At 68.8% G+C, this 14,312-nt stretch carries 19 protein-coding genes and 1 tRNA gene; 8 read left to right on the top strand and 12 right to left on the bottom strand.

Features of this window, described 5'->3' with window-relative positions; all coding sequences use genetic code 11:
- The first annotated feature begins 77 nt into the window (after positions 1-77).
- Genes ACOZ4O_RS05710 through ACOZ4O_RS05695 form a run of 4 tightly spaced genes read left to right on the top strand, consistent with a single transcriptional unit; the run spans position 78 to position 3,317 of the window.
- Positions 78-1,013, top strand: a complete 936-nt coding sequence (locus ACOZ4O_RS05710) for a DUF4129 domain-containing protein (protein WP_424524351.1) — start codon at positions 78-80, stop codon at positions 1,011-1,013.
- On the top strand, positions 1,010-1,564 hold the full coding sequence (locus tag ACOZ4O_RS05705; RefSeq protein ID WP_424524350.1) for a DUF7269 family protein: 555 nt from the start codon (positions 1,010-1,012) through the stop codon (positions 1,562-1,564). The genes ACOZ4O_RS05710 and ACOZ4O_RS05705 overlap by 4 nt, the downstream gene beginning before the upstream one ends.
- Positions 1,561-2,823, top strand: a complete 1,263-nt coding sequence (locus ACOZ4O_RS05700) for a DUF58 domain-containing protein (RefSeq protein WP_424524349.1) — start codon at positions 1,561-1,563, stop codon at positions 2,821-2,823. Before ACOZ4O_RS05705 ends, ACOZ4O_RS05700 begins: the two co-directional genes overlap by 4 nt.
- Positions 2,820-3,317: a DUF7519 family protein gene (locus tag ACOZ4O_RS05695; RefSeq protein WP_424524348.1), complete on the top strand. Its 498-nt coding sequence runs from the start codon at positions 2,820-2,822 to the stop codon at positions 3,315-3,317. The genes ACOZ4O_RS05700 and ACOZ4O_RS05695 overlap by 4 nt, the downstream gene beginning before the upstream one ends.
- Here the strand turns inward: ACOZ4O_RS05695 and ACOZ4O_RS05690 are convergent.
- Positions 3,314-4,264: an AAA family ATPase gene (locus ACOZ4O_RS05690; RefSeq protein WP_424524347.1), complete on the bottom strand. Its 951-nt coding sequence runs from the start codon at positions 4,262-4,264 to the stop codon at positions 3,314-3,316. The genes ACOZ4O_RS05695 and ACOZ4O_RS05690 overlap by 4 nt on opposite strands.
- A gap of 88 nt (positions 4,265-4,352) precedes the next feature.
- Between ACOZ4O_RS05690 and ACOZ4O_RS05685 the strand changes: the two genes are divergently transcribed.
- Positions 4,353-4,437 (top strand) — tRNA-Ser (locus ACOZ4O_RS05685).
- A gap of 204 nt (positions 4,438-4,641) precedes the next feature.
- On the opposite strand, the gene ACOZ4O_RS05680 is transcribed toward ACOZ4O_RS05685, so the two are convergent.
- Positions 4,642-5,997 (bottom strand): FAD-dependent oxidoreductase, encoded by a 1,356-nt coding sequence (locus ACOZ4O_RS05680; RefSeq protein ID WP_424524346.1) that lies wholly within the window; start codon positions 5,995-5,997, stop codon positions 4,642-4,644.
- A gap of 60 nt (positions 5,998-6,057) precedes the next feature.
- Positions 6,058-6,405, bottom strand: coding sequence for a DUF192 domain-containing protein (locus ACOZ4O_RS05675; protein WP_424524345.1), 348 nt, complete (start codon positions 6,403-6,405; stop codon positions 6,058-6,060).
- Between the two features lie 88 nt (positions 6,406-6,493).
- Here ACOZ4O_RS05675 and ACOZ4O_RS05670 point away from each other — a divergent pair, with 88 nt between their 5' ends.
- Genes ACOZ4O_RS05670 through ACOZ4O_RS05660 form a run of 3 tightly spaced genes read left to right on the top strand, consistent with a single transcriptional unit; the run spans position 6,494 to position 9,575 of the window.
- On the top strand, positions 6,494-7,120 hold the full coding sequence (locus ACOZ4O_RS05670; protein ID WP_424524344.1) for a DUF7097 family protein: 627 nt from the start codon (positions 6,494-6,496) through the stop codon (positions 7,118-7,120).
- 44 nt (positions 7,121-7,164) lie between these two features.
- Positions 7,165-7,716: a GMP synthase subunit A gene (locus ACOZ4O_RS05665; protein ID WP_424524343.1), complete on the top strand. Its 552-nt coding sequence runs from the start codon at positions 7,165-7,167 to the stop codon at positions 7,714-7,716.
- On the top strand, positions 7,713-9,575 hold the full coding sequence (locus ACOZ4O_RS05660; RefSeq protein WP_424524342.1) for a DUF2070 family protein: 1,863 nt from the start codon (positions 7,713-7,715) through the stop codon (positions 9,573-9,575). The genes ACOZ4O_RS05665 and ACOZ4O_RS05660 overlap by 4 nt, the downstream gene beginning before the upstream one ends.
- Here the strand turns inward: ACOZ4O_RS05660 and ACOZ4O_RS05655 are convergent.
- From ACOZ4O_RS05655 to pth2, 9 genes are all read right to left on the bottom strand, one after another.
- Complete coding sequence (locus ACOZ4O_RS05655) at positions 9,572-9,814, bottom strand: DUF3194 domain-containing protein (protein WP_424524341.1); 243 nt, start codon at positions 9,812-9,814, stop codon at positions 9,572-9,574. The two genes, ACOZ4O_RS05660 and ACOZ4O_RS05655, sit on opposite strands and share 4 nt — an antisense overlap.
- Positions 9,815-10,207 (bottom strand): prefoldin subunit beta, encoded by a 393-nt coding sequence (locus ACOZ4O_RS05650; RefSeq protein ID WP_424524340.1) that lies wholly within the window; start codon positions 10,205-10,207, stop codon positions 9,815-9,817.
- Between the two features lie 162 nt (positions 10,208-10,369).
- The gene (locus ACOZ4O_RS05645; protein WP_424524339.1) at positions 10,370-10,618 is read right to left on the bottom strand and encodes a KEOPS complex subunit Pcc1; all 249 of its coding nucleotides are present in this window, start codon (positions 10,616-10,618) and stop codon (positions 10,370-10,372) included.
- The gene (locus ACOZ4O_RS05640; protein ID WP_227260794.1) at positions 10,605-10,739 is read right to left on the bottom strand and encodes a DNA-directed RNA polymerase subunit P; all 135 of its coding nucleotides are present in this window, start codon (positions 10,737-10,739) and stop codon (positions 10,605-10,607) included. The genes ACOZ4O_RS05645 and ACOZ4O_RS05640 overlap by 14 nt, the downstream gene beginning before the upstream one ends.
- Positions 10,739-11,023: a 50S ribosomal protein L37ae gene (locus tag ACOZ4O_RS05635; RefSeq protein ID WP_424524338.1), complete on the bottom strand. Its 285-nt coding sequence runs from the start codon at positions 11,021-11,023 to the stop codon at positions 10,739-10,741. The genes ACOZ4O_RS05640 and ACOZ4O_RS05635 overlap by 1 nt, the downstream gene beginning before the upstream one ends.
- Before the next feature lie 68 nt (positions 11,024-11,091).
- Entirely contained in the window at positions 11,092-11,850 is a 759-nt protein-coding gene (locus tag ACOZ4O_RS05630; protein ID WP_424524337.1) for a DUF2103 domain-containing protein, read from the bottom strand.
- A 42-nt stretch (positions 11,851-11,892) separates the two neighbouring features.
- Complete coding sequence (locus ACOZ4O_RS05625; protein ID WP_424524336.1) at positions 11,893-12,501, bottom strand: VOC family protein; 609 nt, start codon at positions 12,499-12,501, stop codon at positions 11,893-11,895.
- A gap of 54 nt (positions 12,502-12,555) precedes the next feature.
- Positions 12,556-13,908 (bottom strand): tRNA pseudouridine(13) synthase TruD, encoded by a 1,353-nt coding sequence (truD, locus tag ACOZ4O_RS05620; RefSeq protein ID WP_424524335.1) that lies wholly within the window; start codon positions 13,906-13,908, stop codon positions 12,556-12,558.
- Complete coding sequence (gene pth2, locus ACOZ4O_RS05615) at positions 13,908-14,246, bottom strand: peptidyl-tRNA hydrolase Pth2 (RefSeq protein WP_424524334.1); 339 nt, start codon at positions 14,244-14,246, stop codon at positions 13,908-13,910. Before pth2 ends, truD begins: the two co-directional genes overlap by 1 nt.
- Positions 14,247-14,312: the final 66 nt, after the last annotated feature.

The raw sequence follows: 14,312 nt of genomic DNA, 5'->3' as shown, positions 1-14,312 counted from the left end.
AGTATTTAAATTTTCAGAATAAGGAATGGTACTTGTCGTGCGATAGTAATTTACGAGAGATAGGATAAGGCCGTGACGTGAAGCGGAACCGGCTCGCGCTCGTCGTCGCCCTCCTCGTCGTCGTCGCGCTCGGTCTCGCCGCCGCGACGCTCGCGAACCCGGCGACGAGCGGCGGCGGTGGCGGTGGTGGTGGTTTCAGCGGTCCGAGCGGTCCCGCGGACGCCGACCGCAACGGTAGCAGCACTGATACCGGTCAGGGGTCGTCGGTTTCGGGCCTGCCGAAGCTCGGGTCGGCGTTCGTCGTCTGCATCCCGTTCCTCCTGACGCCGACGTTCCTCGCGCTCGCCGTCCTCGCCGCTATCGCGTTGTTCGCGTTCATCCGATGGCGGGCGAACACGGCTATCGCGCTCGCGCTCCTCCTCGTCCTCGTTTTCCCCTTCGTCCTCCTGCACGCCTTCCTCACGAAGTGTGGAACCGACTCGAACCCCGTCGAGGAGACCGTTCGACAGGTGCAGAACCAAACGATTCCGGTCGGTGGCGGGGGTGCCGGTTCCGACGCGGTATCCGCGGTCACCACGCCGCCGGTCCTCCTGCTCGTGCTCGTCGCCGCGAGCGGTGTCCTCGTCTACCTCTTCGTCCGCGGAAGCGGTGACGACGCCGACGACGAGGCCCTCCGGAACCCCGAACCCGAGGAGTCGCTGGACGCCGTCGCGACCGCCGCGGGCGTCGCCGCGGACCGCATCGAGGACGACGAGGACGTGGAGAACGCCGTCTACCGCGCGTGGAGAGACATGACCGACCACCTCGACATCGCGGCCCCGGAGACGACGACGCCCGCCGAGTTCGCGCGCGCCGCCCACGACGCTGGCATGGACCCGCAGCACGTCGATACGCTCACCGACGTGTTCCGCGAGGTCCGGTACGGCGACCAGCCAGTCACCGCGGAACGCGAACGCCGCGCGCTCGACGCGCTCCGCGACATTGAGGCCGCCTACGGGGGTGACGAGGAGTGAACACGCGAGCCGTCGCGCTCGCGGTCGGCGTCGCCGCGGTGGCGCTCGGTGTCGTATTCGTCGTCGCGCCCGGGTTCGCGGGCACGCTCGGCACGAACCGGACCGCCATCTTCGCGCTCGGCGCGCTCGCGCTCCTCCTCGGCGTCCGCGCGGGCAGCGCTCGCCGGGCGGCATCCCGAGAGTCCGCGTCGCTCCCCGAGGTCGAGTCGCGCGTGACGTTCGACCGCCCCGGCGCGGACCGTACCGACCGCCTCCGTACGGCGGCGTCCAGCCGTATGAACAGGGACCGCCGGGAACTCCGAGAGGACCTCCGCGAGACGGCGATGAGCGTCCTCACGGCGTACGGCGGCTACACGACCGCGGACGCCGAGGCCGCGCTCCGCGATGGCACGTGGACGGACGACCCGCACGCCGCCGCGTTCTTCGCGCGAACCACGCCCACGCGGCCGCTCCGGATACAACTCCGGGACGTGGTCCGCGGCACCGCAGCGTTCGACCGGCGGGCGACCCGCGCCGTCGCTGAACTCTCGGCCATCGCGGAGGAAGCATGACCGACACAGAGCGCTGGCGCGGCATCGCCGCCGTCACGTTCGTCTCCGCGGCGGTCGCCCTCCTCTTCACTGCGCCCGGTGCGCTCCTCGTCGCCGTCGTCGGCGGCGCGTACGCCGGCTACGCGCGCTTCGACACCGAACCATCGCCCGACCTCTCGGTCGAACGCGAGGTCTCGGACTCGACGCCCGCCCGCGACGACGAGGTCGAGGTAGCTGTCACTGTTCGCAACGACGGCGGTTTCCTCCCCGACCTCCGCCTCCTCGACGGCGTGCCGGACGCGGTCGAAGTCACCGGCGGGTCGCCGCGACTCGCGACCGCGCTCCGCGCCGGCAAGGAAGCCAGTTTCTCCTACCTGGTCGAAGCGCCGCGGGGCGACCACGAGTTCGGCGACCTCACGGTCGTCGCGCGGGATGTCGCCGGGTCGGTCGAGGTCGAGACCACGGTGGCCGTCGACGGCGACGACACCATCCGCTGCGTCCCCGAACTCGACACAATCGACGGGTTCCCGTTGCGCTCGCAGGCGACCCGGCAGGTCGGCCGCCTCACCACGAACGAGGGCGGAACGGGTGTGGAGTTCCACGCGACCCGGGAGTACCGCCGCGGCGACCCGCTCTCGCGACTGGACTGGCAGCGCCTCGCGCGAACGGGCGAACTCTCCACGGTCGAGTTCCGAGAGGAACGCGCTGGTACCGTCGTTCTCGTCGTGGACACCCGCGAGTCGGCGTACGTCGCCGACGCCGACGAGGAATCCGCGGTGGACCGGAGCGTCGGCGCGGCGGGCGCGGTCGCGAGCGCCCTGCTTGACGCTGGTGACCGCGTCGGCCTCGCGAGCTGCGGTCCGCGGACCGCGTGGCTCGCGCCCGGGTTGGGCCGCGACCACCGCCAGCGGCTCCGGCGGTCGCTCGCGCTCGACGACGCCTTCGCGCCGACGCCGCCGGACGAACCGTTCTTCAGTCGGACGACGCTGGTTCGGCTCCTCGGCCGTCTTCCCTCCGACGCCCAGGTCGTCTGTTTCACGCCGCTCGTGGACGACGGCGTCGCTGCGTTCGCCCGCCAGCTCGACGCGCACGGCCACCCGGTGACGGTCGTCTCCCCCGACCCGACCGGCGGGAGCGAGGTCGGTGAGACGCTCGCCCGCGTCGAGCGCCGCCTCCGAATCCGGGACGTGCGGCGCGCCGGCGTCCGCGTGCTCGATTGGGCGGCCGGAACGCCGCTCGCAGTCGCGCTCGCGACCGCAGAACGGAGGTGGCGGACGTGACCGAGTTCGACGCGACGCCGCCGCGGAACACCGCGACCGCCGCCACCGTCGCCCTCACGCTCGCCACGGTGTTCGTCGCCACCGTCTCGACAGGCGTTGCGGCTATCGCTGCGGTCGGCGTTCTCGTCTTCGCGTACGGCGCGTTCGCGGGGTCGCGGCTCTCCGTCACGGCCGGCGCGGCCGTCGTCTTCCTCGCCGCGCTGCTCGCCGCGGTGGCGCTCCGCGGCGCGGTGTTTGCGTCGCTTGCAGCGGGCGCGCTCGCCGTCGCCGCGTGGGACCTCGGCGAACACGGCATCGGCCTCGGCGAACACGTCGGTGCGGACGCCCGCACCCGGAACGCCGAACTCGTCCACGCAACCGTCACGTTCGCGGTCGCCGCGCTCGCCGTCGCCGCAGGCTACGCGGTCTACCTCGTCGGCGCCGACGGCCGCCCAGTCGCCGCGGTCGTCCTGCTCGCCGCGGGCGCGCTCGCGCTGTTCGGCGCGCTCCGCTAATCCACGGTCGGCACCGGCACGCCGTCCAGCACGTCCGCCACCACGTCCCGCTTCGACACGTCCTGCACGGACGCGTCCGGCGTGAGCACGAGTCGGTGCGCGAGCGCCGCGTCCGCCATCCGCTTCACGTCCTCCGGCGTCACGAACTCGCGGCCGCGAACCGTCGCCCGCGCCCGCGCCACCTCGAACAACCGCTGCGTCCCGCGGGGGCTGACGCCGACCTCGACGCGGGGGTCCTCGCGGGTCGCGCGCGCCACCGCGGAGACGTACTCCAGCACGTCGTCGTTCACTCGCACGTCCTCGGGGACCGCGCGGAGCGCGCGCACGCCCTCGATGTCGAGCACCGTGTCGACGCTCGGACTCTGCTCGGTGCGGCCCGCGCGCCGCCGCAGGAGTTCGACCTCGCCCGAGTCGTCCGGATAGCCGAGACTCGACTTCACCACGAACCGGTCGAGCTGCGCCTCCGGCAGCGGGAACGTCCCCTCCTGCTCGACGGGGTTCTGCGTCGCGATGACGAAGAACGGCTCCGGCAACTGATGGGTTTCCCCGCCGACGGTCACCTGGCCTTCCTCCATCGCCTCCAGCAGCGCCGCCTGCGTCTTCGGCGGTGCGCGATTGATCTCGTCCGCGAGTACGACGTTCCCGAAAATCGGCCCCTCCTGGAACTCGAACTCGCGGGTCTTCTCGTTGAAGACGTGCGTCCCCATCACGTCCGCGGGGAGGAGGTCGGGCGTGAACTGGACGCGGGAGAAGTCGAGGCCGAGCGCGGTCGTGACGCTCCGCGCCGTCAGCGTCTTCCCAGTTCCCGGCACGTCCTCCAGCAGCACGTGGCCGCGCGAGAGCAACCCCACGAGTACCGTCTCCAGCACCTCTCGGTCCGCGATAACCGCGTCAGAAACCGCATCCAGCACCGCCGCCGCCTCCTCGCTCGCCTGCGTGACGTTCATACAACACGTCCCCGACGGCGCGCCCAAAGGTCTGCCGATGCCCCCGAACCGAAACCTACAAGCGCCAAAACCGACAAGACGCGAGTGAGCCGAGGTAGCCTAGCCTGGCCAAGGCGGTAGATTCGAAATCTACTGTCCTCACGGACTCGGGAGTTCAAATCTCTCCCTCGGCGCTCTTGTTCGAGCGAAGCGAGAACAGACGGTGACGGTGAGTTTGAGTCAAGGAACGGAGCGTAGCGGAGTGACTGAGGTTCAAATCTCTCCCTCGGCGGTTCTATCGTTCTCTAATTGGATAGCGAGAGCGCTGTCGAGAGAATTCAGAAACGGTCGAGAAGACGCGGACTGCGAGAAGACGTGAACCGCGAGGCGGTGCGGCGTTAGTCGGCGCGCGGGAAGTTGTCGATGGTTTCGTTGCGGAACGCGTCCTCGTCGAAGCCGTAGTCGTCGAGGAAGTCCATGACCTGGCGGGTGTCGCGCATGGCGTTCTTGAGGCAGGTGGAGGCGCCGGGGCTGGGCGTGATGTTGAAGATGATGTCGTTGCCGACGATTTTGGCTTCGCCCATGTCGAGGGATTTCTTCTCGGTGTTGACGATCTGGGGGCGGACGCCGCCGTAGCCCTTTGCGCGCTCGATGTCGTCCAGTTCGGCGGTCGGGACGACTTTCTGGACTTCGGGGAGGAACGCGCGCTTGCCGACTTCGGGCACGTCGTAGACGAGGTTCTTCAGGACGTACGGGAGGAGGATGCGGTCGGCGAGGATGTTCCCGTAGCTCAGGAAGGAGTTGATGTTGAGGCCGAACACGTCGAAGAAGTCGCCGACGGTCTTGAAGCGGCCGCGTTCGAGGGTCGGGACGAGTTTCGCGGTCGGGCCGAACCGCGTGATGGAGTCGTCGTACACGTCGGCGTCGCCGTGGACGGCGGCGAACGGGAGTTTCTTCATCTGGAGCGTGTACACCTTTCCGTTGAGCGGGCCGCTGTCCGCGAGGAAGAAGCTTCCCGCGACGGGGAGGAGGCTCATGTTCTTCCCGTACCCCATCTCCTTCGCGATTTGGAGGCTGTGCGAGCCGGCGGCGACGACCGCCACGTCACCCTGGAGGCTCCCGCTAGCGGTTTCGACGGTGAAGCCGTCGGGGCCCTGCTGGATGTCCTCGACTTTCGTGCCGGTGAGCACGTCCACGCCGTCCTCCTCGCGGGCGTCGTCCACGAAGGACTTCGCGGTCGCGCCGTAGTCGACGACGTAGCCGTCGGGCGTCTGGAGCGCGCGGAGTTCCTTCGAGGGGTCGCGGCCCTCCACGACCTTCGGTTCGAGGTCCTCGATTTCCTCGCGGCCGATCTGGCGGAGTTTCGGGTAGAGGTCGCCGAAGCCGTCGTCCTCGTAGCGCTCGCGGAGGCTCTCGACTTCCTCGTCGCCGACGCCGAGCACCATCTTCGAGCGCTTCGAGTGGAACTCGCGGTCGGGGTCGACGTTTTCGAGGTAGCCCGCGAGCAGTTCCGCGCCCTCCTTCACGGATTCGGCTTTTTCGAGCGTGTAGTTCGTCTCGATGTCGCCGAAGTGGAGCGTCTGCGAGTTGTTCGTGTGGTGGGAGTTGATAGCCGCTATCTCCTCCTCCTTCTCCACGAGGGCGACGCGTTCCACGTCAGTGAATTTCGCGGTGGTGTAGAGCAGGGCGGCGCCGCTGATACCGCCGCCGACGATGATAAGGTCGTACTCGGATTCGCTGTTTCCGGCTCCCATCTTAGTAGTAGGAACCGCGTTCAGGCACTTAATCCCCTGACAAACCGGGCAGAAATAGCGTCATCCTTCCAACCAGACGCGGTCGCCGACCGATACGGATTCGGCCGCGCCGGCCGGGAGTTCGTACAGGTCGTCCGCCACCGCCTTCCCGCGGCCGGTCCACGCGGACAGCGTCTCCACGGCCGTGACTTCCTCGTTCTCCGTCCACACCACGTCGATGTCGAACGGCACGAACACCATGTGGAGGCCGCGCGGTTTCGCATCGTCGTGGCGGAACGCGAGCGCGTAGTCCTCGGGAATCGACCGCCGGAACATCAGGCCCAGCCCGCGGCTCACGAGGCCGTCCGCCACCTCCACGTCGCCGGCGAGCGTCCGCACGTCGTCGTCGGGATTATGTCGAAGTCGCACGTTCCCCTCGAATCAGGTCAGCGAAGTAAGCGTTCCCCACCTACACGGGCGTCGACGCGCCTAAGCCCCCGGAGTCCGATTCCCGTCCATGGAGAAGACGCCGTCCGGCACGAGCGTCGGGGTTGACGACCCCTACGAGCACGCCGGCGTCTGCGACCACGTCACCGGCGACGGCACGTGCCGGTACGCCTTCGACTACCCCCAGCACGACCCGGAGTTCGCCGCCGACCGCCGCGACGACGACTACCGCTGTCCCGCCGCCGACGACGAGTGGGAGTGGCGCGACTGCCCGCACTACCGCGACACCAGTACGGCCCACGAGTGCGCGCGCTGCGGCCTCGAAGAGCGCCGGAACGCCCACACCGACGACCGACCGTTGCTCGAAGAACACCATTTGTCGTACGCGCGTGAGCGAAGCGAACGCGCGGAACGAGCGAGCGGCAGCGCCGCGAGCAACGCGGACGAGCGAAGTGAGTCCGCGGAAAGTGCGAACGGCGAAGCCGTGAGCAACGCGCGTGAGGATAGCGAGAGGGAACTCGGGCACGAGGTGACGGTGACGTTGTGTCGGTGGTGTCACGCGAAGGTGCACGGTTCGTGGGCGGCTATCGGTGACGACGCGAGTCCGGATCCGGAGGCGCTCGCGGCGCGGGAGGGGCGGCGAAGCGACGAACTCGACGAATTGGGGTTCGAGACGGCGGCGGAGCGCTTCGAGTAGTCGAGTCGAGTGGGTTTTTATTCGGCGGCGTCCAATCACGGGTAATGACGCACATCGTCGTCGTGGACAACCACGGCCAGTTCACGCACCTGGAGAAGCGCGCGCTGCGCGACCTCGGGGTGGACGTGGACATGGTGGACAACACCACCGACCCCGCGGACGTGGACGCGGACGGCATCGTGCTCTCCGGCGGGCCGAGCATGGATCGCGCGGGCCGGTCGGCGGACTACCTCGACCTCGACGTTCCCGTGCTGGGTATCTGTCTCGGCATGCAGCTCATCGCGGACGAACTCGGCGGCCGAGTCGGCTCCGGCGATTACGGCGGGTACGCGGACGTGACCGTGGACATCGTGGACGAGGACGACCCGCTCGTCGGGTCGCTCGCACCCGAGACGCGGGTGTGGGCGAGTCACGCCGACGAGGTGAAAGAACTCCCCGAGGGCTTCACGCTCACCGCGACGAGCGACGTGTGTGACGTGGAGGCGATGAGTGACGCCGACCGCGACCTCTACGGCGTCCAGTGGCATCCGGAGGTCGCGCACACGGAACGCGGCGAGGAAGTGTTCGAGAACTTCCTCACGCGCTGCGAGGGATGACGGAGACGCAGGGCGACCTCGCGAGCCTCTCGCGCTACATCTTCCGCGCGCCGAACTGGTACGTCAGCGTCGCGTTCGCCCTGCTCGTCGCCGCGATAACCGGAATCGGCGCGTTCGAGACGCCGTCCGTGCTGGAGGACGCGTGGCAGGGCGTCTTCTTCGTCGGCATTCCCACCGTCGTCGCCGCGCTCGCGACGACGCCCGTGGACCGCCGACTCGGCGGCCAACTCACCTACAACCGCTCCTCCCTGCTGGCGCTCGTCTGCGAACTCGTCGTCGTCGCCATCCTCATCGTCGCCGGCGTCATCGCGGTGCTCACGCCGCTCGCCCAGCAGTTCGTGTTCGACGCGCTCACCGCCGCGCTGGCGCTCGTGTTCGCGATACGCTTACTCGTCGTGCTCGCCGTATCCCGGAACTCCCCGCTGCTCGCCGCGGTGCCCGCGGGCATCCAGACCGCGACCGCCGCCGTCCTCCTCTTCGTCTACTCGGGCGCGATGAACTACCTCGAACTCGGCGGCCCGCTCGTCGGCGCATTCCTCTCCCGGCCCGAGAGCGCCCCCACGAAGATCCAGTACATCTTCACCCCCGGTGACTTCCTCCTCCTCCTCGGGATGACCGCGCTCTACGGCCTCGTCGCGTACGGCTTTCTCGCGGTCATCGACCGTCCGTGGAAGCGCGGACTCGGTGTCAGCGTCCTCGATTTCGTCCGCGGGTTCATCGGCCACATCGCCGAAGGAACCCGAGAGCTCGAGGACTTCTTCGAGCAACTCGGCGAGGACGCCGTCGTCCCCGTCACGGTGCTCTCCGCGCGCACCGACGACGGCGAGAAGGCGCGGTTCGTCCTCCCGATGATTCATCCCGGCCCAATGGGCGAAATCGGCGGCGGGAACCTCCCGCAGCGTATCGCGGAGTCCGCGGAGGGACTGGCGTTCCCGCCGCACGCGACCGCCGGCCACGACTTCAACCTCGTCACGGAGCGCGAGGTCCGCCCGCTCCTCGACGCCGCCGACCGCGCGCACGACGACATTACGTACACCGACACCGCGACTCGGAGCACGCGGGTGCAGTCCGGCGAGGCGTCCCTCCTCGGACAGGTGTTCGGCGACGACCTCCTGCTCACGTCGACGTTCGCCCCCGGATTCGCGGACGACGTGGCGTACGCGGTCGGTCTCACCGCCAGCACGGAAGCCCGCGTCGCCGGCGTGGACGACGTGCTGCTCGCGGACGCGCACAACTCGAACGACGGCCTCGACGGCGACGACCTCGGGCACGTCGTCCCCGGGAGCCAGCGCTCCTTCGACCTGATACGGGGCGCGGGCGAGGCCGCGGACCGCCTCGTCGACGCCGACCAGACCGACCTCCGGATGGGCGTCGCGTGGGACGAGACGAACTGGACGCCCGCCGAGGGAATCGGCCCGCTCGGCGTGCGCGTCGCCGTCCTCGAAACCGACGGCCAGCGCACCGGCTACGTGCTCGTGGACGGGAACAACATGGACCCCGGCGTCCGCGACCGCCTCGTCGACGCGCTCGAAACCGTCGGGCTGGACGACGCGGAAGTGATGACGACGGACACGCACATCGTGAACACCGTGCAGTCAGTGAACCAGGTCGGCGGCGCGCTCGACGTGGACGAACTCGAAGCACTGCTCCGCGACCTGACGCAGGACGCCATCGATGACCTCGAACCCGTCGAGGCCGGGATGGCGTCGGAACACGCGACGGTCACGGTGTTCGGGAACGACAGAACAGAAACGCTCGCCAGTCACGCGAACGCCGTCGTCTCGATGGGCGGCGCGCTCGCGCTCGTCGTCGCGTTCGCCACGATGGTGGTGAGCGCGCTCATCTTCTTCGCGACCTAACCGTCCGCGAACAGGTCGTCGACGGCCTGCCCCGCGACCAGCGCGGCGTCGTCCGCCACGTCCTCTAGGTTCACGTCCGCGTCGGGCGCCGTGATGTAGACTTCCACGTCGAGCACGCCGTCCTCGAACGACACCGTCACGTCCAAATCGTCCACGTCCGAGGTCGCCAGCTGCGAGAACACGTAGCCCTCGGCTGCCTCGGCCGCGGTCTCTACGACTTCTTCGTCAGTCGGTTCCATTTACGCGCCGCCGGGACCCATGCCGCCGGGCGCCGGACCGCCCGCACCGCCGCCGCCGAGCATGTCCTGGAGCTCCTGCTGGAGGTCCTCGAACTGCCCCTGCACGCGCTCTTCCTGCTTCTGGAGGGTTTCGACGCGGAGTTCGAGGTTGTCGACCTTCTCCGAGAGGTCTTCTTCGGCCTCGTCGTAGTCCGTCTGCACGAGGAGTTCGCCGACCTCGCGGTACATCGTCGTGTCCTCGTCGATGTCGTCGAGTTCGTCGAGCGCGGCCTCCGCCTCGCTCAGCTGGGTTTCGGCCTGCTGTTTCTGCGTCGACACGGTCTGCGCGGTCTCCTGAAGGTCCTGAAGCTCTTCGAGTTTCTCCTGGGCCTCCGGCGGAAGGTTACCCTGCATACCCGAAAAGTCGAGGCCCGAGAGGGAAAAAGACCCTGCATTCGGGCCCGGGCCGGCAAAGGGGGAGGTCCGCGGACGCTGGGGAGAGGGGAGGGGGAAACGTCCGCGGGGCCGGCACCTAGTACTATCGGCGTCACGGACAAGAGCGCAGTCCCTAACTGGTTAGGTATCCCCGGCGCGTTCCGCGACTTCCAGCAGCGTCGCCCACGTGTTCTGGCCGGCGCGGAGCGCGGTCAGATCGCTCGCCACGATTTCGACCCTGACAGTGTCGCCGTCTCGGGAGAGGGACGCTGCCGTTCGTTCGCCCTCGATAGCACCGGCTTCGGGGCGGACGCTCGCGGCGATTCGCTCGGCGACGGCGGGAGAAGCGTAGGAGAAACGGAGCGTCGTCGCGTGCCTATCGGACGTCAACTTCCTTCACGTCGCGCGCCCGCTCCTTGAGGAGCACGCGGTGCCCGCAGTACGGACAGCGGATACCGCCGTACTCGTCGAGTTCGACGTCCCGCTTGCAGCGCGAGCACTTGTAGGACATTATGCCTCGTTCTCTTCCTCGGAGAGCGCGGTGCGGATGGAGCGCTGCACGGACTCGCCACCGGGGGTTTCGGGGCGGTACGCGCCGCCCGCGAACTTGTAATCGCACTTGGCGCACTGCCAGATGCCGGTGCCTTTGCGGGAGACCTTCTCCGCGCCGCACTCGGGGCAGGCGTGGTCGGCGTTGGTGTCGGACTCGATCTCGGAGACGCGGCGACGCGCGACGCGACCGTACCGAGCGCCGAATCGGCCGGCGCTCCCGGTCGTGGACTTCTTCTCGGCCATAGTACAAGCACGTAGCCACAGCGCCCACATAAGGGCTTTGAGTCGCTACCGCGCCAGCGCTGGCGAGCCTACGCGTCCCGCTTCAGGTCCTCGTCCTCGAGCGCGTCGTTCAGGTCGTCGCGCACGCGCTCGCCGGTCTCGCGGTCCATCGCCGTCGTCACCACGCGGTTCTCCTGCACGGAGGAGCCGTCCCGGATGAGCAGGCGGACGTTTCCATTCGTATCCGCCCGCGTCACCTTCGCCCGCACGCCGCCGCGCGTGCTCGCGCCGCCGGCGTCGATGGGGCCGGGGACGATTTTCTTCACGTGCGGGTGGCCGGCGACGGTCTCGATGGCCTGCCAGCCCTCGCGCTCCCCCACCAGCGTCGTGTGCGCGCCGCCGATTTTCTCCGCCGGCGGTTTCTCCACGATTTCGAGGTCTCGGTCGCCCCATCGGTCGAGCACGCGCTCGACGGGGTCGTCACCGCTCACGCGGTAGAGTTCGTGGTGGAGGTCCGCGCGCAGCGCCCGCACCACGTCGCGCTCGCCCGTGACGAACACCGTCTCCGGGCGCTTTCGCCGCACCTCGTCCGCGATGCGGCCCGCGAAGTTCCGCACCTGCACGAGCTCGCGCTCCTCGTCCGGCTCGGGCGTCGTCGGCACCACCGTCTCCCCGAGCACGGGACTCCGCGGGTCGTTCTCGTCCTCCGCGCGCTCCGCGTCCAGAAACGTCAACGTCGCCCGCGACGCCTCGATTTCGACCACGACCGCGTCGCAGTTCGCGGTGTCGCACAGCAGGCAGTAGTCGCCGGGCTTGTCCAGCGGCGCGCCACACTGCCGACACTCCATTTCCTCAGCCTATGGCGGATGTCCGTAAAACCAGAACGGTCCTCAGACGCCCGCGCCAGTCGGCGCGTCCGGCAACTCCACGGGTTCCGCGTCCAGTCCGAGTGCTTCGAGGGCTTCTTCGAGGTGTTCGGCCTCCGCGTAGTCCGAACCGTCGGCCTCTCGAATCTCTTGGGTCTTCGCGAGCACTTCGGCGCGGCGGTCGTCCGGAATCTCGTACTTGTCCGTCGCGAGTTCGATGACGAGTCCGTTGTGGTCGCGGGTGTAGAGCGAGTGGAAGACGCCGCGGTCGAAGACGTTGAACCCGTGCCCGGCGTCCTCCAGGCTCTCCATCACCGTCTCGAACTCGTGGGGGTCGATGGAGACCGAGATGTGGTGAACCGACCCGACGCGATTGCGGTGCGGCTGGGCGTTCGAGTCGCGGTCCTCGTTCACGAAGAACGTGAGGATGCGGCCGTCGCCCGCGTCGAAGAACAAGTGTGTTTGGCTCGGGTCGTCGAGGTTCGGCTGCCGGAGCACGAGCGGCATCCCGAGGAGGTCGCGGTAGAACTCTATCGTGTCCTCCTCGTTCGACCCGATCATCGTGATGTGGTCGACGCCCGTCGTGTGGAACGGCGCGTCCGGCAGTTCGTCGGTAACTGGATACTCGGACATACTCGATTGAACGGCCCGACCCGGGAAAAGCGTAGGTATCCGCGCGGGGACTGCCTACAGGTCGAGCGGGCTGGTCTTGAGGTACTCGCGGAGGACGACGGTCGCGTAGCAGCCCTTCGGGAGCGCGAACGTGAACGTCAGGGGGTCGCGTTCGACGTCGACGTTCGTCCGGACGAGTATCGCGCGCCGCGTCCCCGTCGAGTGGAACTCGCCCGGGAGGTCGAAGTCCGCGGGTTCGATGCCGAGGTCGGCGAGCACCTCGCGTTCGATGTCGCCTTGTTCGCCGTCCGCCAGCTCGGTTTCGGTTCCCACGAGGGGCGCGGTGACGAACGCCCGCCCGCGCTCGGCGTGCCGGGCCAACACGTCCGCCCGTTCGGCGGTCGCGTGCTGCAAGCGGTCGGGGTCCGGAATCGTGAGGTCGCCGGGCGCGTCGGTGTCCGCGAAACACACCACGTCGCCCTCGACCGGCTCGTGGAACGGCAGCCCGCGCGCCATCCGCTCCGAGAGGATGCGGTTGAACGCGTACGACTGCGCCGCGTGCACGAACAACCGCTGGAGGTTCGACGGGAACGTCTCCAGCGCCTCTCGGAAGTCGTCCTCGGTGCGCCCGCCGTTCTCCGCCAGTCGATTCAACACGGTGCGCTCGTACCGTAGGTGTCCGGGGAATTCCTCGATGGCCGCGCCCCAGTCCCGGGTCTCCTCGACGAACTCGCGCGCCGCCTGCGTCTCCGGGGGTTCGTGCTCGCTCGGGTTCGCGACGTACGCCATGACGGCGTCCTCCCAGTCCCCGCGAACCACTGCCAGACCGACCTCGTGCGTGACCGGGCGATAGCTCCCGAAGCGCTGCTGGCCGAAGAAGTTCGGAACCCCGACGGGACGCCCGGACTCCGACGACTCGCCGTCTCCTGACCGGCCGCCGAACGCTGCGAGTTCGTCCGTAATCGCGTCCGCGTTCTCGGGGTGGTCGGGGTCTCGGACGGTGATTTCGAACTCGTTGCCGACGAGGTCGCCGAACTGGAGATTGCGGCCGGCGCGCCCCACGACCTCGACCTCGGCGTCCCGAACCGCGGGCACGTCCTCGGGGTCGACGCCGCGCACCGTGAACAACTGGGTGGTGACGGCGTTCTTGTCCTTCGTGCCCGCCCAGTTCACGCGCTCTCGACTGATTCCGAGTCGGTTCGAGAGCTCGCGCGCGAACCCGTTCGTGTCCCAGTCGGTGAGGGTCGCGCGCAGCACGACGTGCGGGTAGTCGCCCGCGCTCTCGCTCCCGGGCTCGGCGTCGAAGTCCTCGATTTCGCGCACCCGGAAGTCCCCGGGCGCGTCGCGGAGGCGGCCGCCCGTTCCCGCCGTCTCGCTCGCGTAGCGCTCGACGCCGACCGCGCGTTCGAGCGGATGTGCGTCCGCCATCAGAACAGGGAGAGGTTGCCCGTTATCGCGTCCACGTCCGCCTCCGGCGCGGGCCCGATGGCGAGCGCGGTCGGCGTCCCCGGTTCCACCTGCGTGTGCCCCGCGTCCTCGATGACCGCCGACGGGAGGCCGGCCGCTTTCGCCTCCTCGTTCAGTTCGTAGAGTTCGCGCTCCGAGCCAGCCTTGAGCACGACCTTCTTCTGCCCGCCCTGCTTCCACGCTCGCTGTGCGTTGTCGTCCGCGTACTCGAACGCCCGCAGCGACGCGTGCGCGGCCTGCGCGGCGACCTTCCCCGTCCCCATCCCGAGGTCGGCGCGCACGACGATGGCTTGCTTCATAGGGTGTGGTGTCGCGGACGCATCAAAGCCGCTACGACTCACAGCCCGTTCGCACGACAGACTTAT

This window comes from Salarchaeum japonicum, assembly GCF_049705945.1.
GTDB classification, from domain to species: Archaea; Halobacteriota; Halobacteria; order Halobacteriales; family Halobacteriaceae; genus Salarchaeum; species Salarchaeum japonicum_A.
This window is presented reverse-complemented; position numbering and strand designations above follow the sequence as displayed.

Bases quoted from the DNA above. Each gene is read 5' to 3' on its own strand.
- ACOZ4O_RS05625 (WP_424524336.1), bottom strand. From the start codon at position 12,501: ATGTCCGAGTATCCAGTTACCGACGAACTGCCGGACGCGCCGTTCCAC.
- ACOZ4O_RS05635 (WP_424524338.1), bottom strand. From the start codon at position 11,023: ATGGCCGAGAAGAAGTCCACGACCGGGAGCGCCGGCCGATTCGGCGCT.
- ACOZ4O_RS05650 (WP_424524340.1), bottom strand. From the start codon at position 10,207: ATGCAGGGTAACCTTCCGCCGGAGGCCCAGGAGAAACTCGAAGAGCTT.
- ACOZ4O_RS05660 (WP_424524342.1), top strand. From the start codon at position 7,713: ATGACGGAGACGCAGGGCGACCTCGCGAGCCTCTCGCGCTACATCTTC.
- ACOZ4O_RS05630 (WP_424524337.1), bottom strand. From the start codon at position 11,850: ATGGAGTGTCGGCAGTGTGGCGCGCCGCTGGACAAGCCCGGCGACTAC.
- ACOZ4O_RS05700 (WP_424524349.1), top strand. From the start codon at position 1,561: ATGACCGACACAGAGCGCTGGCGCGGCATCGCCGCCGTCACGTTCGTC.
- ACOZ4O_RS05665 (WP_424524343.1), top strand. From the start codon at position 7,165: ATGACGCACATCGTCGTCGTGGACAACCACGGCCAGTTCACGCACCTG.
- ACOZ4O_RS05670 (WP_424524344.1), top strand. From the start codon at position 6,494: ATGGAGAAGACGCCGTCCGGCACGAGCGTCGGGGTTGACGACCCCTAC.
- ACOZ4O_RS05680 (WP_424524346.1), bottom strand. From the start codon at position 5,997: ATGGGAGCCGGAAACAGCGAATCCGAGTACGACCTTATCATCGTCGGC.
- truD (WP_424524335.1), bottom strand. From the start codon at position 13,908: ATGGCGGACGCACATCCGCTCGAACGCGCGGTCGGCGTCGAGCGCTAC.
- ACOZ4O_RS05640 (WP_227260794.1), bottom strand. From the start codon at position 10,739: ATGTCCTACAAGTGCTCGCGCTGCAAGCGGGACGTCGAACTCGACGAG.
- ACOZ4O_RS05690 (WP_424524347.1), bottom strand. From the start codon at position 4,264: ATGAACGTCACGCAGGCGAGCGAGGAGGCGGCGGCGGTGCTGGATGCG.
- pth2 (WP_424524334.1), bottom strand. From the start codon at position 14,246: ATGAAGCAAGCCATCGTCGTGCGCGCCGACCTCGGGATGGGGACGGGG.
- ACOZ4O_RS05655 (WP_424524341.1), bottom strand. From the start codon at position 9,814: ATGGAACCGACTGACGAAGAAGTCGTAGAGACCGCGGCCGAGGCAGCC.